Origin of the sequence: Xanthomonas sp. NCPPB 2586 (genome assembly GCF_041475775.2) — a bacterium.
In the GTDB taxonomy this organism is placed as follows: Bacteria; Pseudomonadota; Gammaproteobacteria; order Xanthomonadales; family Xanthomonadaceae; genus Xanthomonas; species Xanthomonas campestris.
The window spans coordinates 141,419-163,968 of record NZ_CM192981.1 but is presented as its reverse complement, the minus strand read 5'-3'; the positions used below and the strand labels follow the sequence as shown (position 1 = coordinate 163,968).

15 protein-coding genes are annotated in these 22,550 nt (G+C 60.4%); 4 read left to right on the top strand and 11 right to left on the bottom strand.

The annotated features are described in order from the left end of the window. Positions 1 to 16: 16 nt before the first annotated feature. A complete protein-coding gene (locus ACCQ09_RS00685; RefSeq protein ID WP_228428282.1) occupies positions 17 to 703 on the top strand; it encodes a hypothetical protein in 687 nt (228 codons plus the stop codon). Next, the gene (locus tag ACCQ09_RS00680) at positions 700 to 2,148 is read left to right on the top strand and encodes an XVIPCD domain-containing protein (RefSeq protein WP_162866342.1); all 1,449 of its coding nucleotides are present in this window, start codon (positions 700 to 702) and stop codon (positions 2,146 to 2,148) included. Before ACCQ09_RS00685 ends, ACCQ09_RS00680 begins: the two co-directional genes overlap by 4 nt. Before the next feature lie 209 nt (positions 2,149 to 2,357). Here ACCQ09_RS00680 and ACCQ09_RS00675 read toward each other — a convergent pair whose 3' ends face one another. The 3 genes from ACCQ09_RS00675 to ACCQ09_RS00665 all read right to left on the bottom strand — a co-directional run bounded on the left by ACCQ09_RS00675 (position 2,358) and on the right by ACCQ09_RS00665 (position 5,168). Then, on the bottom strand, positions 2,358 to 3,362 hold the full coding sequence (locus ACCQ09_RS00675; protein ID WP_040940319.1) for a restriction endonuclease: 1,005 nt from the start codon (positions 3,360 to 3,362) through the stop codon (positions 2,358 to 2,360). Between the two features lie 252 nt (positions 3,363 to 3,614). Further along, entirely contained in the window at positions 3,615 to 4,574 is a 960-nt protein-coding gene (locus tag ACCQ09_RS00670) for a hypothetical protein (RefSeq protein WP_040940318.1), read from the bottom strand. A 69-nt stretch (positions 4,575 to 4,643) separates the two neighbouring features. Next, a complete protein-coding gene (locus tag ACCQ09_RS00665) occupies positions 4,644 to 5,168 on the bottom strand; it encodes a hypothetical protein (protein WP_228428283.1) in 525 nt (174 codons plus the stop codon). Positions 5,169 to 5,252: 84 nt separating this feature from the next. Between ACCQ09_RS00665 and ACCQ09_RS00660 the strand changes: the two genes are divergently transcribed. After that, a protein-coding gene (locus ACCQ09_RS00660) for an IS3-like element ISXca1 family transposase (RefSeq protein WP_087942920.1) occupies positions 5,253 to 6,385 on the top strand; the annotation gives its coding sequence in 2 pieces (ribosomal slippage) (positions 5,253 to 5,508 and positions 5,508 to 6,385; 1,134 coding nt in all). Between the two features lie 150 nt (positions 6,386 to 6,535). Here the strand turns inward: ACCQ09_RS00660 and ACCQ09_RS00655 are convergent. The 8 genes from ACCQ09_RS00655 to ACCQ09_RS00620 form a co-directional block, all read right to left on the bottom strand. Beyond that, positions 6,536 to 7,123 (bottom strand): DUF2726 domain-containing protein, encoded by a 588-nt coding sequence (locus ACCQ09_RS00655; RefSeq protein WP_080639964.1) that lies wholly within the window; start codon positions 7,121 to 7,123, stop codon positions 6,536 to 6,538. Positions 7,124 to 7,186: 63 nt separating this feature from the next. Then, positions 7,187 to 7,573 carry a hypothetical protein gene (locus tag ACCQ09_RS00650; protein WP_040940315.1) on the bottom strand — a complete coding sequence of 129 codons (387 nt, stop codon included), beginning with the start codon at positions 7,571 to 7,573 and terminating at the stop codon, positions 7,187 to 7,189. A 2-nt stretch (positions 7,574 to 7,575) separates the two neighbouring features. Then, positions 7,576 to 8,010 carry a hypothetical protein gene (locus tag ACCQ09_RS00645; protein ID WP_040940314.1) on the bottom strand — a complete coding sequence of 145 codons (435 nt, stop codon included), beginning with the start codon at positions 8,008 to 8,010 and terminating at the stop codon, positions 7,576 to 7,578. Between the two features lie 1,021 nt (positions 8,011 to 9,031). Then, positions 9,032 to 12,892 (bottom strand): LamG-like jellyroll fold domain-containing protein, encoded by a 3,861-nt coding sequence (locus tag ACCQ09_RS00640; protein WP_228428354.1) that lies wholly within the window; start codon positions 12,890 to 12,892, stop codon positions 9,032 to 9,034. Between the two features lie 112 nt (positions 12,893 to 13,004). Then, positions 13,005 to 14,048 carry a pectate lyase gene (gene pelA, locus ACCQ09_RS00635; protein WP_228428344.1) on the bottom strand — a complete coding sequence of 348 codons (1,044 nt, stop codon included), beginning with the start codon at positions 14,046 to 14,048 and terminating at the stop codon, positions 13,005 to 13,007. Beyond that, the gene (locus ACCQ09_RS00630) at positions 14,048 to 15,025 is read right to left on the bottom strand and encodes a pectinesterase family protein (RefSeq protein WP_040940309.1); all 978 of its coding nucleotides are present in this window, start codon (positions 15,023 to 15,025) and stop codon (positions 14,048 to 14,050) included. Before ACCQ09_RS00630 ends, pelA begins: the two co-directional genes overlap by 1 nt. A gap of 13 nt (positions 15,026 to 15,038) precedes the next feature. Beyond that, positions 15,039 to 18,239, bottom strand: a complete 3,201-nt coding sequence (locus tag ACCQ09_RS00625; protein ID WP_228428345.1) for a TonB-dependent receptor — start codon at positions 18,237 to 18,239, stop codon at positions 15,039 to 15,041. A gap of 179 nt (positions 18,240 to 18,418) precedes the next feature. Next, positions 18,419 to 21,187: a TonB-dependent receptor gene (locus ACCQ09_RS00620; protein ID WP_040940308.1), complete on the bottom strand. Its 2,769-nt coding sequence runs from the start codon at positions 21,185 to 21,187 to the stop codon at positions 18,419 to 18,421. Between the two features lie 286 nt (positions 21,188 to 21,473). Between ACCQ09_RS00620 and ACCQ09_RS00615 the strand changes: the two genes are divergently transcribed. Next, positions 21,474 to 22,496, top strand: a complete 1,023-nt coding sequence (locus ACCQ09_RS00615; protein ID WP_012436940.1) for a sugar kinase — start codon at positions 21,474 to 21,476, stop codon at positions 22,494 to 22,496. The last annotated feature ends 54 nt before the right edge of the window (positions 22,497 to 22,550 follow it).

Below are 22,550 nucleotides of genomic sequence, written 5' to 3'. Positions count from 1 at the left end.
TCGAAGAGTAGAGCCTATGAATACCAAGCAGAAGAGAACAGGAAGGAGATTTTTTTCCCTATTGTTGCTGCTCCTTGCGGCTGGACTTCAGGGCGCGTGCGCAGATCCTAAAAAAAGCGATTTCACTACGTCATCTGCATCAGTACCAGTCATTGCTCAGGATGCGATTGCAAGTGATCGCTCGGAGCCAAAAAAGACTAGCATTAGCTCTCAAGAGCTGGAAGCCAGGTTGCTGAGTTTTGTCGATGGATTCAAGTCACCGGCCGACATGAATTACATGCGGCTGGAGGCGGCGCTGGGCACAAAGTTCGGAGACACCTCGAACTCTCTGCATCCTTTTTACATCATGAAAAATGTTTACCTGAGTGACGGGTACACCTTTTACGCAACCCACGTACCCGCAGAGGAAATTTTCTCGAGTATGGAAGTCGCCCTCGGTCTACCCGAACGTATCGACCCAACGCGTATACCCACTTCACGTTGTGTTTGGGATGCAGAAACGCTGTCACATAAACTGGAGGAACTGGGTTACAAGCGTGGTGGGCAAAGGCCTTTCCAGGGAGGATGGCTGCGCCAGCATTGGCGCCCACTCAACAATGAAACGCAAGGCTTCTCCGTCGCATTGCTGATCTACCGAACTAGTCAGGACAGTGGTTCGCGCGAATGCGCTTACGGCATGCAGATCGATGGGGGCAAGGCATGATACCTGTTGATCCAAGAATCGAACCTCTGCTGGGACGCATGGCAAACGATCCGCGCCTTCCAAAAGAGGCCGAGTCCAGTATTCGTCAAGCGCTATCAGAATCTCCCTACCTATCGAATTTGCTTGGTAATGCGATAGAGGAGGGGCATATCGGATCGATCGCTGTCTCGCATGGCCAGAACAACGGCGGTCATTTCCAAGATGGCAAAAACGGAAGCGCAGGCACGCTCAACATCAGCGCAGCAGCGTTCAGCGACTTCACGGGCGCGCAGCGGATTGACTACATCACCGAAGTACTCGGGCATGAAACAATGCATGGTGTGCTGGCAGAGCACCGGGCTCAAGCACTGGCCGAGTTCGCAAAGACAATGAGCAGCCGGCTGCAGGAGGCGCACGAGAATCGCGAAGGTCAGGTCGACCTTACCGGCCCAACACGCGTCTATCTGGATAGCACTCGGCAGGATGAGGCGCTTTCAGAGATTTCAGGCATGCGTGCGCTCCACGACCGCATCAAGCATCAGAACCCCGGGATGCCTGATGAAATGGTCGAGCTTCGGCTACTCCAGCGCTCGACCACGCGTTGTGTGGATAGAGGGGTTGCTCCACCGCAGTTTGCCAATGGATTGACATATGAAGAGCTAACGACGCGCCCGTTCTCACGTAATGATGCGCTGACAAAGTCGGTGGAACAGTGCTTCTACGACGGTCGCGGCACGCTGGGCCCTCATGGCGACTCAGATTACCGGAATTACTATGGCGTCAACCCGATCAACCACATCGCGCAGAGCTACGCGCATCTGGCGCATGACCGCCAGCCTCCGGAAGTGCGCATCGATCTCAAATCCTTGGGCCTGGACCCAAGACAGCTGGAGCGCAACGGGCTGGACCTCGGGTCTGCGAAGACCTTCAACATCGTTGACCTTGGCAAGGGCGGCTATGGCATGGTCCAGCTCAAGGACACTGGCGCACGCGGTGTTAGCTCTCCCAATTTCGCGACACCGAGTGAGCTAGGACGCACATTGACGCCTGCAGAGGCGGGGCATCCGGACCATGCCATGCATCAGCAGATCCGAAGCAAAGTGGAACAGCTGGACGCCGCCAACGGCCGCACGTTTGACGCTACCAGTGAACGGATGACAGCGAGTCTGCTGACGCTAGCCAAAGACAATGGGCTAACTCGGGTGGACCACGTGCTGCTCAGCGAAAAGACCAAAAACTCGCCCGCTGCGCAGACCCTGTTTGTAGTGCAAGGCGATCCAAAGGATCCGGCTATGCTGCGCGCCCATATGCCAACGGCCGACGCCGCGCAGCGGCCCGTTCAAGAGAGCTTTACGCAACTGGAATCTGTCAACCAGCGCTTAGCGCACGAGCGCACACAAGAGATGGCGATGGAACAGCAGCGCTCACAGGAGCAACAACAGCGCGGCCCCGTTCCGTCGCTTTGAGGCGATGACGCGTCGTACCTACCATCATCAAACAGTTTGCAGCCCCTTGCTCTAGACATGGAACGGGAGCTGACGCGTAAGTGAATCTGACCCCGTTCTTTGGCACAATCGAAGGCTAGCGTTACCGCATCATCGCTGAATCACAACGGTCACGACTACTATTTCTGCTACAGCTGAGACCCCGAGGTCGGCCACCGCTCATAGGCGGCTCAGATCCTGACAATGCCAGTGCCGGGCGTGCGAAGTTGCTCCAACCACTGCCTGAGACCATCTCGATTGACCTCTTCGATTGGATACCCACGAGCAGATACGACGGACCTTGCACCGGGACTCAACTCTGATGAAGTGACGATCAGGCCGAAAGCTGCACCTTCAAAATCAACATCCGAATGAAGGCCCTTCACAACGACTTTTTCCACCTTTGCCTTCTGTCGCTTGCATTGAACAATGATATGGGGATTATCGTCGCTGTCCGGCCTCCATACACGCACATCCACTCCGTCGTCATTGCTGCCCGGGCCAAGCTCTACTCGATACCCGTCGCGATGAAAGTACTCAGCCGTGAGCTCTTCAAACTTACGCCAATGCATGTCCGACAGTGCGCCTTCATTGTTTGACAGGTAGTCGATATAACGCTGGTCGATAAAACGACCGACCTCGGGAGCAGCAGCCCCTCCAGCGAAGAGATCAGCCAGATCTCTACGCTCACCCCATTCAACATACCGGTAACCTGAGTGTGGACTGAGATTCTGAGACCTTATCATCGCCTGAACCTTACCCAGAGCAATCTCGAAGCCAACCCAACCGTATTTCCCTTTGCAGGCCAAGATGAAGGGACGCGGGTCAAGCACTTTCTTACCCGCCAGCTGCGCCTCTCTCATTACTTCCGGCATAACTTGCAGAAATATCTGGAGAACGCCCTCGTACTCAGCAAGGTACTTGTCCTTGTACTTGTGGTAGAGACCAATTCCAGTCGAGTCACCGTCATACTGCTCTGCAGTGTGACCAATTCGATGGAGAAGCCGATAGAATATTTCGTCGTATTCCTCTGATCTAATCCTAACGAATCCTCGCTCCGAAGCCTGAATTATTTCACGATCCTCAGGCAGGTGCTCGCAGAGCTCTACAAGCGACAAGGCGAGCCCTGCTTTATAGCCAGCGGTCTCGACGAGACTGTCGGCGAGCACTGCCGGAGCAAATATCATTCCACCCATGTGACACCCCTAACGTTAATCTTATCAGAATGTCATAGACGCTCAAGCTGCTTTCCGTCGTGTTTAATAAGGTCCCGGATGGTCATCGGCGAACGGGAACGGGAACGGGAACGGGAACGGGGTCAGGTTGACTTCTTTAAGTGAATCCGACCCCGTTCTTCACCCTTTTTCACAAGGAACGGGGTCAAGGAACGGGGTCGGGTTGACTTATTAATTGCACCTGACCACATTTTTTACAGTTTAAGCAAACTGTTAGGGCGCTCGTTCATCTTCATCTTCATCTTGCTCCTCGTCCTCATCCCCGTTGTCAAAGTAGACATTCGGCGCGTTGATGATTGCCATAGCTTCCAGACGAGAGCGTGGCCCCTCTTCAATTTCAGAGTACAGATGCTCAAGTTCGTCCATGACCCTCGCTTTGGCAGAATCTGAAGCAAAACATGCAAGATATTCATCGGCGAGAGCTGGATCAAAGTCAAGTGGTTGAATTCCTCGGAGGTAGCGAAGATAGGCTGAGGTGGAGCGTGTGTTCATGAAAAAAATTAACAGCTCTTTCCACAAAACATCTTCGTCTGCCATGTCAACTTCTCGAAGGAATACGGACTGGGCCTTTGATGCGTGACGAAGTTCATAAGTATAGAGATTCAGCCGCCTTGCTTCTTTCTGGATCACTTCATAAATTTGCTGAGAAATCTTTAGGATTGTTTTCCTGACAAAATTTCTACACCGCTCGGGATTACCAATGCCAAACATAGTGTTGCCATGATCGAGCACGATACTCAAAGACTTCTCGAGCCAGCCCACTATAGCTTTGCGTTCTTTTCCGCTATTGAAAGAGGACGCAAGCGTAAATCGGTCATAACGGAGTGAGTTGTAGAAAAAAGTAAGAATCGAAATGAGCTCGTTGTGACTTTTACCAAGTTTTATGGCTGAAGATTTTCTTAGGCGCGCGATCAGACCGTTCAAATTATGCGTTATCAAAGACTTCTCTAGGGCTTCTTGATCAGTCGTGTCTGTGTGTTCGCAAAGAACAATGGCTATCTTTGTGAGCCTTTCTAATCCGACACTGACGTGGTAAAGGAAATCGAAAAGCTCCTCGTCATAGTCCAAGCGTTGCATCTCGTGAAAACGCCTTAGCCCGTCATAGATGAAGTTGCCAGAAATCGCCAACTCTTCTCCAAGTCTAAAGTTTTTCCAGAACTCGTTCGGCTTCATCGAATTTTCTCCAGCGCCCTAACATTTGACTTAAGCGGCCCGCCGAAGCGGGTACGCTAGAAGGAATGGTTAGGCGCTTGGTGGTTTGAGATGTGCAAATGGGTCTCCATATCCCCAGAACGTTCCGCCTTTGTATGCGTCGGGTAACCTCGGTGCAAACAGAGCGCTGCGCATAGAGAGATCAACCGATACATGCTCGCCAACTATGGCGTGGTGAAAAAGCTGCAACGCCAAGAACTGAGCGCCGACCGCGCTTAGCGCAGCCTCCAGAGTTGCGGCTGAAAAATGCGCAGTGCGCTCATGTTTGAGTTTGTTGTAGCTTTTGCTCCACCAGTCCGGCCTCTGGCCGCTGGTCCAGCCTTTCCATGGGCAAAAGTTCAATTGATAGCGAGGTATCGCGATCTCACATTGAGTCAGTAGCGGATACTGGGCGATCAGAATCGGGTAATAGTCAGTGATCCTCTCCGCCTTCCCAGAAGGATTCAAGTGCGCGCAAAGCTCCTGCCAAATTGAGTCGACTTCAGAGGCCGCCAGTAAGATCAACTTCGCGAACTCATTGGAGTAGCAGGCGTAGTTCTGGCGAGAGAACTCCACGTATCTCGCGCATGCCACGAGTGACCTGCCCCCACTGAGCCGTACCACGTGAAGCTGTAAAGTCCGTCAACCACGAGGACGGACATGAAGAAGAGTCGTTTCACCACCGAGCAGATCATCGGATTCATCAAGCAGGCGGATGCCGGGATGGCGGTGGCTGAGCTGTGCCGCCAGCACGGTTTCAGCCCGGCCAGCTTCTACCAGTGGCGGGCCAAGTACGGCGGCATGGAGGCCGAAGACGCGAAGCGCCTGAAGGAGCTGGAGCAGGAGAACAACCGCCTGAAGCGGTTGCTGGCCGAGGCGCACCTGGACATCGAGGCGCTGAAGGTCGGGTTCGGGGTAAAACGCTAGCCCCGCAACGCAAGCGCGAGGCAATCCGGCGCATGTGCGAGCTGACGTCGATCAGCGAGCGCCGGGCTTGTCGCCTTGCGGGGATCTCCCGCGATGCTTTCCGCCACGCGCCGACACCCACGCCGGCGACGCAAACCCTGTCGGCCAGACTGGTGGAACTGGCGCAGGCGCGTCGCCGCTTCGGCTATCGCCGCCTGCACGACCTGCTGCGCCCGGAGTTTCCGCAGGTGAACCATAAGAAGATCTACCGTCTGTACCGCGAGGCGAAGCTGAGCGTGCGCCGGCGCAAGAAGGCCAAGTTCCCGGCGGCACAGCGGCAGCCGTTACGGCCAGCGCGGCATCCCAACGAGGTAATCAGCATGGACTTCGTCTTTGATCAGTTGGCCAGTGGCCGCCGCATCAAATGCCTGACCGTCGCCGACGACTTCACCCATGAATGCGTGGACATCGCGGTGGACCATGGCATCAGCGGGGCTTACGTGGTGCGTGTGCTGGAGCAGATCGCCTGCTTCCGCGGCTATCCCCGCGCGGTGCGCACGGACAACGGCCCGGAGTTCACCAGCCGCGCCTTCATCACTTGGGCACAGCAGCGTGGCATCGAACACATCCTGATCGAACCCGGCAAACCCATGCAGAACGGCTACATCGAGAGCTTCAACGGCAAGTTCCGCGACGAATGTCTCAACGAACACTGGTTCACGTCGCTGATCCAGGCTCGCGAGGTCATCGCCGATTGGCGGCGTGACTTCAACGAGGTACGTCCGCACAGCAGCTGTGGTCGCATCCCGCCAGCGCAGTTTGCCTCCAACCACCGAGCACAAACCGGCAACAACGCAGTACCCTTCAACCCCGGGCTTTATCAGTAATCACTGGTATGGCCGGTGGGGGCAGGTCACGAGCTCTGTTTCAACTGCGAGGAAGTAGTTCCAATGCTTTGGTGTGGTTGGCATGAGGCGCCTAAAGTCTGAATTAAACCGACACGCGAAGCGTGTTCGGCTTTAATGAGTTGTTAGACCTCACTTCAGAGAACCAACAAACGTGTTCCAAGACTGGCGACTCGCTACTAGTGCATTGTCTGTTGATGTCCATTGCTCTTGGGGAAGGGCATGGATAGTGGATACCTGCACATTAGTGAGTCTAAGTAGTGGCTTCCCGATAGAAGCAAACACTATGTTCTTGATTGCGTCAGAAACGATTGTAGCCTTGTCGGTGCTATGCCGCGGGTCATCAATCTCAATTGCGCCAACGACCTTACCCACATTGTCGCAGACCAGAAAATCCAGCGATCTCCACCCAATAGCAAACTGCCACTGCTTGGTAATCTCCTGCTCTACGGTATTCATGTACTGCGGCCACACCTTCCTTCTCGCAAGTTCTAACAACAGGCCAGGGACATCAATATCGACCACCTGCATCAAATGAACCTGCGGAAAGATCAAGTAGCTGTGCGTCTTAATCGTTACAGAGTTCTGCAAGAGGTCATAGGCCATCCACTCTGTCGGGGTCATCAGGCCGCTTGGCCGCTTCAGCTTTAAAAGCGGGGACTTTCGAGAGGTCGATGTTAAGGATTGGGCTGTAATGGTGCCTAGTGGGTCAAATGTCATGATCTGTCCTGTGAGGTCTAACGCTTAAATTAAGCCTTGCCGCGAAGCGGCGTAAATGAATTGTTAGGCCTCATCAGGACCAGAGAGAAGGTCATCCAAAAGCTTGTCAACATTTGCCATCCTGCGCTTGACAGTCTCGAAGAGGTCACGCATTGCGGAATAGTTGTCAGAAACCTCCCAGACAACTCGATCTTCGAGGTCGATGATTGCAAGCACGATGCTACTCGTCCAGTAGAGCTCCTCAAATTCACCGCTGAATTCTTTGAAGCGCCTCTCGAACAAGCCTAGGTGCTGCCCCTTGTAGGTACACGTGAAATAGAGAGGGACGATGTCATCAGTACCGCGGACAAGCGAACGAGGCGGGTCAGATATTTCCCATGAAATCTTCCCTGTGGCTGTCATGCGATTGAGAGTGACAATTAAGCTCAGTGCCTTGCTATCGATGCTCATTCTTATGCCCACCTAACGTTCTTGGTCTCTTGCTTGATTATCTGGATCGAAGTTTGCAGATCAGAATAGATCTCCCAAGCCGAATCTAGGTTGTCTTGACAAATGTGATTTCTCTTCTTTGAGATATCGAGGCGCTTGATGATTAGCTTCAGCTCCTTCGCGGAATCAGAAGGCATTAGCTTGCGGGCCGTGACGAGAAGCGACCTAGAAGACTTGATCTGGGTTTTGGCAGAAATGATATCTGCAGCCCCAAGTGCTGCGTTAAGATCGGAAGCATACTTTGCTAGGTCTCTGGAGATTTCAGGAAGCCGCGTCCGACGTTGGAAAGAGAGCCTCACTTCCGATACCGTGCGGAGGACAAGCAAGGTTAAGATGGCGCCGATGAGCGACGCTAACGTTTCAATGTCCTGCAACCATTGTGGGACGATACTTTGCAAGAGACTTTCCCCATGAGGCCTAACGCCTGAATTAAGCCGACCCGCGAAGCGGGTTCGGCTTGAATGAATTGTTAGGCCCCAGCCAATGCTGTGACCGACTCGACTGTGATGCTGCCATCAAAGCCGTCAGTAATGCATGCGACGATAGCATCCGAAAACTTGTCTGTAAGGGAGGAGCCGTCAGCGTCGTAATCATTGTCCGCTTGCAGTAACAGCTTGGAGCCGTCCCATGAACATTGAACATTCTGATGCCAAGGACGATGTGTAAACTCCTCAGCGATGTCGTCTGCGGCAGCGGCGCCGATGTGCTGAGGTACGCCGTTACAGACGAGCATAATTCTGTACATGTGGCTTAACTCAGGCGTTAGGCCTCATGCTCACTTAATTACCATACTGAACTCGATTACCGCGATCTTTCGTTTATCCGACGAGTCGAGAATCTCAGCCACTAGCTCAAACGTAGAATCATAGAATTGGCGAGCCGAAAGTGAGTACGCGCTATCTACTGCAAACGTCCTGACATTGTTATCTCCCGATGCCATAAGATTGTTCTCTTGGGTCATGCAGTAGACCTCCAGATTCTGGTCCAACTGTTGTAGCTCTGCGATCAACTCTGAGACTTTCATAAAAGACCTTGCTATTTGGGATGAGGCCTAACTACTATTGGACCGCCTAAGCTCGACATAACGTGATGCCGACTCCCTGACAATGATAGATCGCCACGGGCGCTTGAAGCTCACCGCTTTTCAGCTATATTCCTCTGGCGCTAGGTTTTATGTCGCATCCCCAGTGCGACCAAACTAAGTGCCACGATGCTCCATGCCTTGCTCAACATTTTTTCTCCCCCTGAAGAAATGTGTGAATTTTCGGCTGTATTAAGCACTGCGTGCCTTGATCCTCGCCGAGTTTTTGGATTGCGTCAATGCGCTTGCTCTATTGATCGCCGGCTTTATCGGCTTTGCCCTCATCCGCCCTGCGGGCACCTTCTCCCGCGCACGGGAGAAGGGCTTGGTGTCTCGGGTTATTGGCTGTTTTCTGCGGTTGCCGGCTTGGCCGGGGCGGGGAGAGCGAGATTATTGTTGAGGTCGGTAATCTCTGGCACGTTGCTTTCGGTAACAACACGCAAGCGCGCGGTTTTTAGATTTGCTGCGTTGGTTAGCGGCAGGCGTATTTGCGTGGTGATTGGCTGCAGATCGCGTGGTGCCGCGAGTGCCGGGAACGCGGCTTTTGCCAGCTCCTTCCCACGCCCATCCTCCAGCACCACAAACCCGGCCGGTGCGTCGGCGTGGCCGAGGCTGTGCACGGTGACCTCGATGGCATCTGCGGTCACGCGCACATCGCCGTGGCCGATGCCCAGGTCCGGGCGCAGTTCGACCGGGGTGGTGGCTTTGATGCGTTCGAGCTGCAGGACGGTGGTGCGGCCTGCGGGGAAGTCGATGTCGATGGCCGCGCTTTTTTCGAAAGCGCGCTCTTGCGTCTTGGCGTTGCTGTCGAGCTTGCCGTCATTGCCTTTGCTCACGCCCTGGGTGATGCGCCATTGGCCTGGGGCGACGTTCCAGCCGGTCATGCTGGCGCGCTGCGCTTTGTTGGACGTGTTGTAGGCGATGACGGTGAAGCGGTCTTGCTGTGGTGCGGGGATGGCGATGGCCACTTGGGTGGCGGCCTCTGGGTCGTTGAAGCGCCAGCTCACGGTGTGCCCGGGATAGGTCTGGTTGCGCTTGAGCGCCACGCCGCCCAGGCGGGCGCGTTGCAGGTTGACCGTGGGGGATTCCACGCGGTCGCTCCACCAGTGCCCTTCGGTGTTCATGTAGAAGTTCTGCAGTTTCTCTCTTGCCTCGCTGCGGTAGAGGGTGGCGAGATACTCGAGATTGCCGGTCTGCTCCCAGGCCACATGGTGCGGGAAGTCCGGGGCGCTGCCGTCGTCCTTGTTGGCGGCGTCGATGAGTTTGCCGCTCCAGTCGCTGCGCTTGCCCATGACGTCGAGGAAGTTTTCGTTGAGCAGTGAGAGGCCATTAGGGCCGCTGTTGGCGACGCGGTAGTGGATGGGCTTTAAGTAACGCGCATCGCCGGTGAAGCGGTAGGCGGCCCAGAAGGTGTGCAAGGTGTCGGCGCCGCCGCTGCCTTCGAACAGTTCGCCGCCGCGGGTTTTGCCGGTTTGCCAGTTGATCTCGTTGGGCAGCGCCCAGTTGCCCTTGGCGTTGGTGTAGGCGTGGGCGAGATAGCCGTCTGCTAAGCCTGTGACGATGCGGCGGCTGTTGGGGTCGGCGTTATAGGCGCCCAGGATGATGGCCGGGTGCACTACCGGGAACGAGTACGGTTTTTGCCATTGCCAGTTGGGTTCGCGGTAGACCTTGCGGCCGCCGAACCAGTTGCTGGCGAACAGCAGGTGGCCTTGCGGATTGACCTGGATGATGGTGTCGAAGGCTTTGACGGTTTGCATCAGGCGCTCGACGGTGCGCGGGTCGCCCCAGTTGAGATACAGCAGGGCGCTGTTGAGGTTGATGCCTTCTTCGTAGGCATGCAGCTCGTCGGTTTCGATGGTGGACAGGCCGTTGGTGAACATGCCGTTGCGGTAGTTGGCATCGGACAGCGCGAGCATGGAGGCGTTGAGCATGTCCGGATCCACGCCCATCAGGGCGACGCCGGGCCATTGCTGCACCAGGTCCGAGTCGTCGGAGATGCCGCCGCCGAAATCGCCGTACGGCACCTGGCGCTGCTCGATCCACCAGCGGATGTAGCGGCGCGTGGCGCTAAGGTCTTGCAGCTGCCAGAACGCCCAGGCCGGCACGTCTTTGGGCACGCTGGGCATGTCCACGGGCAGCGTGCCCTGGTTGGCGTAGCTGATGTCGTTCCAGTACTGGCGGCCGAGGGCGTGGTCCGGGTCGACGCGCAGCAGGTCGGTGATGTCGGCGTCCAGGCGCTTGTAGAGCAGCTGGCGCTTGGAGGTGGTGTGTTCTTCCACCAAAAAGCCCCAGTTGTCCTTGACCTGGTTGAAGCGGTCGGCGACGTGCTCCTTGATCGCCTCGGCGCGCGGTTTGAACACCAGCTGCAGTTGGGTGCCATCGAGCGCGTTGGCATCGAAGCCGGGTGCGGCGGCGGCGATGCTGAGCATCAGGCTGTCGTTGCTCAGGATGCGATCGCGCAGGTCCAGCCACAGGGTGCGCGCCTGGCCGGGGGTGACCGCGACCGAGACATCGATCATGTCGCGGGCGGGCCAGATGGGGTCCTTGATGCGGATGTTGAGCGGGATGCTGCCGTTGTGGGTGGCCGGCAGGTTGAGCGCAGGCAGCGTGATGGCGATGCCATCGAGGCCGTCGTGCATGTTTTCCCAGCCGTAGGACCAGCTGCGCATCAGCGGCTGGTCTGGCGGCGGGTCGCCCAGGCTGGACGGCACCAGGATGTGCACGATGGGGTGCTGCGCGCTGCTGGCGGCGGTCTTGTTGCTGGGGCGCTTGCGGGCTGGGGCCTTGGTGGGCAACGCAACCACGGTTTGGCGCTCGCTCAGCGGGTAACGGCCGGCGATGACATCGCGCAGCGTGGCAAGGTTGTCGTAGTCGGGCTGGATGTCGCTGCGCACGGTGTAGCTGAGCTGCGCGCTGCCGGTGGGCACCTCGCCCGGCTGCACGTTGTAGGCCCAGATTTCCTGGATGGGGGTTTCCTGCGCGGTGTTGGCAAAGCGCAGCGTGCCACCACGGCGCTCGGCAAACGTATCCACGCTGCGCACCACGCCTTGCTTGCGGTCGAACAGCGGCTGCGCTTGCGCGTTGGTTGCACCGGTGGCGGTGGGCGCGGTGTAGCTGGCCTGGCCATAGGCGGCGCCGCGCAGCTCGATGCGGTTGACCGGCTCATCCGGCAGGGTGAGGTCCAGCGCCTTGCCGCCTTCGACATAGGTGTTCCAGTCGGGCAGCTGGAAGTAGTCGTTGCGGCCGGGCAGGCGCGAACGGTTGTAGACGCCGGGCCAGGTGGTTTCGGCGATGCCGTCGGTGGCCTTCCACATCCATTGCTTGAGATCGCGCGCGTCGGTGAATTCCACCTTGCGGATACGAGTGACCGGTGCGGTGAGCGCGGGCGGCGTGTGGCCGTTGTCCCAGCCGAAGCGGTACAGGAAGGCGGCGTTTTGCGCTTGCGTGGTGGGTGCTTCAGCGCTGGTGGGCTCCTGCAGGCGCGCCAGTGCTGCGGCGCCGGCGCCATCGAGCATGCGGTCGTAGATGCGGATCTCGTCGAAGTCGCTGCCGCGCAGGAAGTTGTAGCGGCTCTGCACCTGGTGCGGCGACATCACGCGGCCGGCCAGGCCGAACTGGTCGAGGGCGGCGTCGAAGTCGAGCGCGCCACCGCTGGCACACGGTTGGCCGCAGTCCACGCGTGCGGCTTCCTTGCCATCCACGTACAAGCGTACGCCGCGGGTTTCATCCCAGGCGAAGGCAATGTGGGTCCAGTCGCTGGCAGCGGGATTTTTATCCAGCTTGAAGGAGACGCGGGTACGCGCCAGGTTGGCGTCGGTGACGAAGGCATCGAAGCCGTGGCCGTTCCAGTCGATGCGCAGCCAGGCCATGTCCCAGCTGGTGTGGTCGGCGTAGCCGACGCGGAAGATCACGAACGGCGCTTCGCCAACGGCGTAGCGCGCGCGCCAGAAAAAGCTCAGCGTGCCGCGCTGGGTGTAGAGGTTGCCGGGCGCATTCCACGACAGCACGCCGTCGTCGGCCCATTCGATGGCATTGCCGCGTTTGCCGGTGGGCACCAGCGCGATCTTGTCGCGGAAGTTGGGCACGCCGTCGCCGCGTGCGACATCGGCCTCCAGGCTGCGGTCGGCCGAGACACGGAACAACAGCTCCGGCGCGGTGGGGGTGGCCGCGCTCAGCGGCAGCGCGATCATGCACAGCATTCCCAACAAAACCTTCGACACGCTCACCTCGTACTGTTCACCACGTACTGTTACCACGTAAAACGGCCACCGCCTGGTTGGCGGTGGCGGAGACGCACTTGCTCAGCCCACCTTACAGGCCATTGGCGGCGCGCCACTTGGGCACGTCCTCCTTCAACAACTTGTCCGGCCAGGTGCCATGCCAGGCGTAGCCGACGCGGCGCTCGTTGGGCACTTTCATGTAGTCGGTCAATGCAACGCCTTCGCGGTTGGCATACAGCGAACGTTGATTCTGCAGGTCGTAGAAGCGCGCCCATAATGACGCACCCGGTTGCGCGACGAGGATCACATCCTTGCCGGTTTCCTGGGTGGGGTCGTCGATCTTCTTGGTGGCCAGATCACGCATGCGATGGGTGTCGAACCAGGTGGCGGCCGCTTGCACCGCAGTCTTGATCTTGGCCGACGGGCTGGGCTGGCGCATCAAGAACCGCACGATGCTCACCGACTCACTGGACGACAGCGAAGCGAGCTCATACGCACGCGCCTTGGCCGGCTTGAGCGTGACTTCGTCGTACTGCGCGCCCCAGATGGTGAGCGTGCCGCCGATCTTGACCTGGGTGGCGAGCACGCATTCCAGGCCCTTGGTCACCGCCTGCTGCGCACGTGCGCCGTGGCTGGCACGCAGCTGCGCGCCGGTGTCGCCCTTGCCCTCGCCGATGTCCTGCAACAGGTTGAGCACGCGCACCATGGCGTCGTCGTTGTAGGTGATCTGGTGGTGGTAGGACGACAGGTCCGGGTAGAACTGCGGCCAGCCGCCGTTGGCGTATTGCGCCTTGAGCAGGTAGTCCACGCCGCGCTTGGCGGCGGCCAGGTACGTGGCGTTCTTTTCGTTCTTGAAGGCGGTGGACAGGTACGTGATTTCGTACGTGGTCGCCTTGTTGTCGATGGTGGCGTCGTCCTTGCGCCCGGGTTGCTTGAGCTCGGCGATTTCGGCGGCGGTGAAGATGCGGGTGTAGTCCACCGCCACGCCCTTGTACTGCTTGGACCAGCCACCGGAGGCGGTCTGCAGCAGCAGCATGTTGTCGGCGATGTGGTCGGCCATGGCCGCCAATGGTGCGAGCAACAGGGCGCCGGCGAAGGCGAGCGTGGACAGGTGCAGCGTGCGCGAACGGTTCATCAGAACGGCCTCCAGGAGCCCAGCACGGTGGAGCGGTCCAGCGCAGCGGCCTGTGCGGCGGTGAGCTGGCGTGACCATTTCACGCGGCGCGACGGGTTGGCCCCGGCGCCGGTGTTCTGGTATTCGCTGTAGCGGGCGGTGGCCTCGTTGGCCGCGTTGCCCCAGTTGTTCCAGCCCTCGGGCACGATGTGCGCGCCGAGCTGGCTAGTGATAAAGCTCACGCTGGCGTACGGCCGCCACGGCCGGCCCAGGAACACGCGCGAGACACCGCTGGCGGCGGTGATGCGTGCATTGCGAAACACGAAGCCGCGTGCGCTCTCCTGCGGCGTGGAAGCAGCGGTGAGATAGCCATCGCCCAGCGAATGCAGCTGCACGTTTTCGAACAGGGCAGTGCCGGCGCCGAAGACGAAATCCACGGTGCCTTCGACATAGCAGTCGAGGAAATACGAGAGCTTGGCGCCGCGCAGGTACAGCGTGTCCTGGTAGCCGAGGAAGCGCACATTGCGGAACGCCGCGCGGTCGCCATCCACGCGCACTGCCACCGCCTGCCCCACCGGGCCCGCGTGGTTGCCGAAGCTCAGTTGCTCGGCGGTGAAGTCATTGCCGGCGATGATGACGCTGGACGAGCCGGAGGTGCCGTACGCAGCGCCGGTGGCCGGATTGATGCGCGCGGCGTAGTTGTCGTAGGTGATGACGGTTTGGGTGGCGCCAGCGCCAACCATCTTCAATGCCGGTGCGTTGGCCGGCACCACCAGCAGCTCTTGATACACGCCCGCGCCGATGCTGATCTGCGCGCGCTTGCCGCCCTGCACGGCGGCGTCCACCGCGGCCTGCACCGTGCGGTAGCCGGCGTTGCCCTGCTTGGCCACGGTATAGACCGGGTCGGCGGCGAAGGCCGCGGTGCTGCCCAGTGCGCTCATCGCCAACACGGCGCTGGCGGCGATGCTGCGTAACACGCGTCTGCGATGTTCTTGCATGGCGGTTCTCCTGTCAGAACTTGTAGCGCGCGCCGACGTAGTACTGGCGCCCGGTGACGGTGTATTTGTCGGGCAGTTCCAGTGCGGAATCGACGTAGCGGCGGTCGGGGGTATCGAGCAGGTTGATGGCCTCAAACGTCAGCGACAGGTGGTCGCTGATCTTGTAGGACATGTTGAAATCGACGTTTTCCACGCTGTATTTGCCGGTGACATCGGCGGTGGCCAGGCGCTGGCCATCGAGGTTGTAGACGTCTTCCTGCGCGAGGATGTTGTTGATGTAGCCATCGCGATAACTGGTGGACACGCGCGCACTGAAGCGGCCGTCGTCGTAGTAGACGGTGGCGTTGTAGGACTGCGGCGAGAGATTGAGCAGGTCGCGCTCGGTGGTGGTGGTGGTGATGCTGGTATTGCTGTTGCCGGCGGTGCTGAACAGGTAATTGATCTTGGAATCGACCTGCGTGTAGTTGAGCTGGATGCCGAAGTTGTGCCAGAAACCGGGCAGGAAATCGAACGCCTGTTGGTAGGTCAGCTCGAAGCCCTTGAGCGGGCCGCCGGGCGTGTTGAAGTAGCTCTGCACATTGAAAATGGTGTCCGGCGTAAAGCCTGCGGGCAGCAGATCCAGCGAGTAGCCCATCGCTTCCCAGGTGGTGAGCACGCGGGTGCGCTGCACGTAGCTGTCGATGTCCTTGTAGAACACCGCCGCCGACAACAACGAGCCTTCGCGGAAATACCATTCGGCGCTGAGGTCGTAGTTGGTGGAGCGGAACGGGTCGAGCTTGGGATTGCCCAGGTTGATCGAGAAAAAGCGCCCGTCGTCGAAGAACTGGGTGGGGCCGCCACTGACGCTGGGCGACAGATACGCCAGCGTGGGCCGTGCCATGGTCTTGGCCGCGCCGAAACGCAGCACCACCTCATCGCTGACATCCCAGGAGAGATTCAACGAAGGCAGGATGTCGCGGTAGTTGTGGTTGACGGTGGTGGGCACCAGCAGGCGCTCGCCGGCCGCGGCAGTGGCGCTGGCCACGCCGAAGAACGACTCGCACGCAGGCGAAATCGCACCGGCGGTGGTAGCCGTGCACGGTGCATAACCGCTGGCGGCGATCTGCGTCTGCACATAGCGCACGCCCAGGTTGCCGCGCAGCGCGCGGCCCCACAGATCCGTGTTGAAGTCCAGCTGCAGGTAGGTGCCCAGGCTCTTTTCGTTGACCTGGAAATTGTTGTTGGACGAACCGAAATGGCCGACATCGGCCAGGCGGTAATCGCCACCGGGCACGCCGGTGTCGAAGTTGCAATTGATGTTGAGCAGGTCGGCGACTTTCTGGAAATCCGGAATCACCCAGGTGGTGGGGAAGCTGCCGTTCAAGCTACGGCCGAAGCCGTCCAGATTGGTGCTCAGCTCATTGACGCCCACACCAGCCGGCAATGCCTGCGCCAAGCGCCCGCAGGAGATGTTGCGCGACTCCGACGTGTCCATGTCGTAGTTCTTGTAGGCCAGCCCGGTGCGGAAGGTGAAGGTGGGGCTGATGTTGAATTCCAGATCCACCTTGGCGGTGTCGAAGGTGTTGTTCACCGACTGCGGGTTGAGCCGCACCTCGCTGATGTTGGTGCCGCGCGCGGTGCCGTTGCTGTTGACCGGCACCGCGCCGTAGCCCAGCCATTGCCAGTTGTTGGGGTTGCCCGCATCGAACGGGAAACTCATGCTGGGGTAGTCGCCACCATTGCGCCGGTCGAGCACGAAACCATCGAGATTGGTGTTGTCGAAACTCACCATCGAAAACTCGGGGCGCTCGTAGTCCGAGGTCGAGTGGCCGACCAATGCATTGACGCGCACCTGGTCGTTGAAGCGGTGCTGCAGGTCCAGACTGAATTGCTTGAACTCGGTGGATTCTTCGATGTTGCTGGATTCGGTGCGGAAATCGACGTTGTCGAACACGCCGTAGGTGAGGCGGTTCTGGTCGTCCACCTGCGCCTCGCGCACGGCGATCTGGGTCTTGCCGCCGAAGTTGGCGGTGCGGTGCAGGTTGGCACCGACCGAGTCTTCGCGCTGGTCCTTGTCCAGCTTGGAATACAGCATGTCGAAGTTCAGCAGGGTGTCGTCGCTGACCTTGAATTGCAGCGCGCCGGTAACGCCCAGCCGTTTGATCTCGTGATCGGTGCGGATATAGCGCGGGTAGCGTGGAATCCACGCATCGGTGGCCGTTTCGTAGGCCTGGATGTTTTCCGGTGTATTGGCCGGGCGTGCGATGCCGGTGCCGCAGGTGGTGGCGCTGATGCCGTAGCTGCCCCAGCCGTTGTTGCGGTCCTGGTTGGCCTGCGAGCCCACGCCGGCGCGGGTTTCGTTCGACAACGGGTTACGCGGGGTCTGCGGGTTGTAGCCCACCGGCGAGCAGAAGCCGTAGGTGCCGTTGTTGGTGGCGGTGCTCTGGTTGGAGTTGCGGTAGTTGCCGTGCTCCCAGCGCACCGGGTTGTAGCCTTCTTCGCGCAAGTGGCGCTCGCTGTAGGACACCGACATCAAGGCGCCAACGCGGCCATCGGCCCAGATGTTGCTGATCAGGCCGGAAAAACGCGGATCTTGTTCGCGCGAGAGATCGTTGTAGCCGTACTGGGTGGAGGCGGCTGCTTCGAAGCCGTCGAAGTCGAACGGGCGCGAGCCGCGCAGATCCACCGTGGCGCCCAGCGAGCCTTCGTCGGTCTGCGCCGACTGGGTCTTGCTGATGGTGACGCGGCTGAAGAGTTCCGAGGCGAAGGTATTGAAGTCGAATCCACGGCTGCGGTTGACGCCATCGCTGCCGCTGCCGGCGGTGGCCAATGCTTCCAGGCCGTTGATGCGCACGCGGGTGAAATCCGAGCCCAGGCCGCGCACCGAAATCTGCTTGCCCTCGCCGCCTTCGCGGTCGATGGACACACCGGCGATGCGCTGCATCGATTCGGCCAGATTCAGATCGGGAAACTTGCCGATGTCTTCGGCGTAGATCGCATCCACCTGCTCCACGCTGTAGCGCTTGGCGTCCAGCGATTGCTGCAGGCTTTCGCGATAGGTGGCCTTGACCTGCACGCGGTCCAGGTCCACCGCATCGGCCGGGGTGGCCGGTGGGCCCACGGTTTGCGCGGCAGCGCCAACACCGTGCAAGGCCAGAACGATGGCCACCGACAAACGCGCGGCGGACAGGCGGGCGCCCGCCTCTTGGGCAGGACGACACGAACGGGCTTGCATGATGCGGCTCTCTCCAGGGCACTGGGGTGCAATGACGCGCTCAGCCCCCCCTAGGCCACCGGCGTCGAACGAAACATCACGCCCACAGCGTTGCATGCGTGCGTCTCGGCAGCGCATGCACGGCGATCAAGCGTTTGGAATGGGGCCCGCTGCGCGTGTGCGCAGCGGGCGGGTGACACTCAGAACTTGTAGCGCAGGCCCAGCAGGTACTGGCGGCCGGTTTCACCGTATTGCAGCGGCAGCTGGCCGGTGCGCGGCGACGACACCCACTCGTCGGAGGCTTCGTTGGTGAGGTTGATGCCTTCCAGGCTCAGTTCCAGCTGCTTGCTGATCTTGTAGCGCAGCGACGCATCGAGGATGGTGGTGCCGGTCATGCCGTGCACGCCGTCCACGTTGAAGCCGGCTTCCGCACCCGGTGCCTGGGTGAGGTAGTCGTCGCGGTTGGTGGCGGAGATGCGGCCTGCGAAGGTGTCGCCTTCGTAGAACAGCGTGGCATTCCACGACGAGCGCGACAGGCCGAGCAGGTCGTTCTTCATCACCGGTGCGCCACTGCTGGCCAGGTACTGGATCTGCGAATCCACCCAAGTGTAGTTGAGCTGCACGCCCAGGTTGGCCCACTTGCCCGGCAGGAACGTAAACGGCTGCACGTAGTTGGCTTCCACGCCCTTCAATTCGCCACCCGGGGTATTGAGCGGAATGCTGAAGGCGAAGTCGTCGTTGACGCTGGCGCCGGTGCCTTCCAGCAAGGAGGCCGGCAGGCCGCTGCTGGAGTACGGACGCACTTCGCGCGCAGTCTGGATGAAGCTTTCGATGTCCTTGTAGAACAGGCCCACACCGACCATCGCGCCTTCGTTGAAGTACCACTCCAGGCCGAGGTCGACGTTGGTGGCTTCGATCGGGTCCAGATCCGGGTTGCCGCCGGCCACGGTGCGCGCACCGCCGGCCACGGCCACGGTCACGCCGGGCGTGAGGCTGCCCAGGCCGGGACGCGACATCACCTTGGCGGCGCCAAGACGCAGCAGCAGGTCCGGTGCCAGTTCGGCGACCAGGTTGAACGAGGGCAGCGTGTTGTTGTACTTGCGGCCCACGGTGGTCAGCGCCGGTGCGTTGTTGATCAGCGCATAGCCGGTGGATTCCTGCTCGGTGCGCACGTAACGCACGCCGAAGTTACCGGAGAACGGAATCGAGCCCAGGTCGGTGGAGAACTCGCCCATCAACCACACGCCGCGGTCTTTTTCTTCGACGCTACGGCTGTTGTTGACGCGCGGGGCCACTGCGAAGGTGCCGCTGTTGCTGTAGATGCCGAACTGGTCGGCCACGGCGTCCAGGTTGGGCACGACCCACGCAGCGGGGCTGCCGTTGATGCCCTTGAGCCCGGCTTGTTCGGTGAGATCGGCCGGCACGATGCGCGTGCCATTGGCGAAGGTCGGCACCGACAATTCGTTGGCGCGGCGCAACTCCACCGTGCTGAAGGTGTAGTTCTTGGCCAGCACGCCGCCCTTGAGGCGGAAGCCGGGGCTGATGTTCCAGTTGAAGTCGATCTGGCCGGTATCGAAGTCGTTGTCCACGGTCTGCGGACGCAGGCGGATTTCCGCCAGTTCCCAGCCGGTGGGATCGGTCGGGTTGATGCCGTAGTTCAGCACCGGCGCGCGGTTGTTGCCGCGGTAGTCGTAGCTGTACCCGTCGACGTCGTACTTGTCCATGATGATGGTGGTCTGCAGCGGGTTCTCGTGCGCGGAGCGCGAGGTGCCGATGCGCGCGTTCATGCTGAAGTCGTCGCTGAAGCGGTGCTCCACGTCGAAACTGATCTGCTTGAACTCGGTGTTCCACTCGTCGTGGCGGTTTTCGGTACGGATATCGACGTTGTCGAATTCGCCATATACCTGGGCGTTGTTGCGGATCTCGCCGTTGCGCACGACGGTGGCCGGCTTGCCGACCAGCACCGGACGCGCATTGCCGCCACGGCTGAAGGAGATCGCTTCGATGTAGTGCTCGTCGCGTTTGGCATCGATCTTGGAATACAGCATGTCCAGCGACAGCGTGGTGCGGTCGGAGGGCTTCCACTGCAGCGAGCCGGTGACGCCCAGGCGCTGCTGGTCGTGGATCTGCTGGGTGTAGCGCGGGAAACGCGGGTGATACACGTCGGCCGAACGCGCGGCGGCAAACGGCGAGGTGGCGCTGAAGCCGCCATTGCTCGGCCCATTGGCCCAACGGCCGGTGTTGGAGCCTTCTTCCAGCACTTCGCGCTCTGTGTAGGCCACCGACAACAAGGCGCCGAAGGTGTTGTCGGCCCAGGTGTTGGAGATCAACGCGGCCACGCGCGGGTTGGCCTTTTCGGCCATCGCGTTGTAGCCGGCCTGGCCGCTGGCGGCGAAGGTGAAGCCGCTGTAGTCGAACGGGCGCGCGGTGCGCAGGTCGACGGTGGCGCCCAGCGAGCCTTCTTCCACGTCGGCCGAGGCCGTCTTGCGGGCGATCAGCTGCGAGAACAGGTCCGAGGCGAACACGTTGAAGTCGAAGCCACGGCCGCGGTTGGTGCCGCCGCTCTGGTCGCCGGCGCCCACGGTGGTGAGCGCTTCCATGCCGTTGATGCGCACGCGGGTGAACTCCGGGCCCAGGCCGCGGACCGAGATGGCGCGGCCTTCGCCGGCTTCACGGGTGATCACCACGCCGGGGATGCGCTGCAGCGACTCGGCCAGGTTGAGGTCGGGGAACTTGCCAATGTCCTCCGCGACAATGGCATCGACCACGCCGGCTTCGCCACGCTTGATGTCCAGGGCCTTTTCCACGCTGGCGCGGTAACCGGTCACCGTGACGGTGTCCAGGTCCACGGCAGGTTCGGCAGGGGTTTGTGCTGCATCTTGTGCGGCCGCGTGGCCGCTCAGTGCCAGGCCGATCGACAGCGCCAGCAAGGTAACCGGTGTCTTCCGGTTGGTGGTCCGAAATTGCATGTCCTCCCCTCCCAAGGGTCCATGAACAATGTGAAATGTCTGGTTGTGAGCGGCAATGACACCGCTGGTCAAAACGACGTTACCAGCTGAATCGCCCCGCAACATCTTGCAGCGCAGCAGAAAACGTCACCAAATTCGCCCCAAAGGGATGCAAGCCGTCACTGGGCGTCGCATCATGGTCATCGCCGGACGTGTCAGGCGACAGCTAGAATGACACCGATGGTCATCCTAACGCGCGCGGAATCCCCCACCCCGTGACGCACCACACAGCCGAGGTAATTGCCGTATGAGTCGTGCCCGCATCCTGTGCTTTGGTGAGTTGTTGCTGCGCCTGGGGGCGCCCGGTCACGAGCTGCTGTTGCAGCAACCGCGACTGGAGGTGCACTGCGGTGGCGCCGAGGCGAACGTGGGCGTGTCGCTGGCGCACTTCGGCCATGACGTGGCAATGGTGAGCACGGTGGCCGACAACCCGCTAGGCGCGGCGGTGCTGGGCGAGTTGCGCCGGCACGCCGTCGATACCCGCCACGTGCGGCGGGTGGATGGCCGCGTGGGGCTGTACTTCCTCACCACCGGTGCGATCCACCGGGCCAGCGAGGTGGTGTACGACCGCGCCGATTCGGCGTTTGCGCTGGCGCCGGCCGATGCCTACGACTGGCCGCGCCTGCTTGACGGTGCGCAGTGGCTGCACCTGTCCGGGGTCAGCCCTGCGTTGGGCGCCGATGTGGCCCAGGCCACGCTCGCCGCCGCCCGCGCCGCGCGCGCGGCCGGGGTGAAGGTGTCGTTCGACGGCAACTACCGGCCCAAGTTGTGGCAGCGCTGGCAAGGCGATGCGCGCGGCATCCTGCACGACCTGTTCGCGTGTGCGGACGTGGTGTTTGCGGACTACCGCGACATCGGCGTGGTGCTGGGCGGCGAGTTCCCGCAAGACACGCTGGAAGCACGCGTGGAAGCGGCCGCAAAGCAGGCGTTTGCGGCCTTCCCGCAGCTGCAGCTGATGGCCTGCACCCAGCGCACCACGCACAACGTGGACCACCACAGCCTGGGCGCAATGCTGGTGCCGCGCAGTGGCGCGGTGGCGTTTGCGCCGGCCGAAGAACTTACCCCGATCATCGACCGCATTGGCGGTGGCGATGCGTTTGCGGCCGGTGTATTGCACGGCCTGATCGAAGGCTGGTCGCTGGACGACACCGTGCGCTTCGGCCTGGCCGCCGGCTGCTTAAAGCACTCAATTCCGGGCGATTTCAATCCGCTCTCGGTGGCCGATGTGCAGGCGTGTGTGGGCGATGCGCGGTTTGATGTGAAGCGGTGAATCGGGAGTGGGGAATCTGACGTGGGGATGCGCGGCGTCCCCTGCCCATGCTGC

What these genes read in the sequence shown, in the direction of transcription:
- ACCQ09_RS00685 (WP_228428282.1), top strand. Translation starts at nt 17, where the DNA reads ATGAATACCAAGCAGAAGAGAACAGGAAGGAGATTTTTTTCCCTATTG.
- ACCQ09_RS00615 (WP_012436940.1), top strand. Translation starts at nt 21,474, where the DNA reads ATGAGTCGTGCCCGCATCCTGTGCTTTGGTGAGTTGTTGCTGCGCCTG.
- ACCQ09_RS00620 (WP_040940308.1), bottom strand. Translation starts at nt 21,187, where the DNA reads ATGCAATTTCGGACCACCAACCGGAAGACACCGGTTACCTTGCTGGCG.
- ACCQ09_RS00675 (WP_040940319.1), bottom strand. Translation starts at nt 3,362, where the DNA reads ATGGGTGGAATGATATTTGCTCCGGCAGTGCTCGCCGACAGTCTCGTC.
- ACCQ09_RS00630 (WP_040940309.1), bottom strand. Translation starts at nt 15,025, where the DNA reads ATGCAAGAACATCGCAGACGCGTGTTACGCAGCATCGCCGCCAGCGCC.
- ACCQ09_RS00655 (WP_080639964.1), bottom strand. Translation starts at nt 7,123, where the DNA reads ATGACATTTGACCCACTAGGCACCATTACAGCCCAATCCTTAACATCG.
- ACCQ09_RS00640 (WP_228428354.1), bottom strand. Translation starts at nt 12,892, where the DNA reads ATGCTGTGCATGATCGCGCTGCCGCTGAGCGCGGCCACCCCCACCGCG.
- ACCQ09_RS00670 (WP_040940318.1), bottom strand. Translation starts at nt 4,574, where the DNA reads ATGAAGCCGAACGAGTTCTGGAAAAACTTTAGACTTGGAGAAGAGTTG.
- ACCQ09_RS00650 (WP_040940315.1), bottom strand. Translation starts at nt 7,573, where the DNA reads ATGAGCATCGATAGCAAGGCACTGAGCTTAATTGTCACTCTCAATCGC.
- ACCQ09_RS00680 (WP_162866342.1), top strand. Translation starts at nt 700, where the DNA reads ATGATACCTGTTGATCCAAGAATCGAACCTCTGCTGGGACGCATGGCA.
- ACCQ09_RS00625 (WP_228428345.1), bottom strand. Translation starts at nt 18,239, where the DNA reads ATGCAAGCCCGTTCGTGTCGTCCTGCCCAAGAGGCGGGCGCCCGCCTG.
- pelA (WP_228428344.1), bottom strand. Translation starts at nt 14,048, where the DNA reads ATGAACCGTTCGCGCACGCTGCACCTGTCCACGCTCGCCTTCGCCGGC.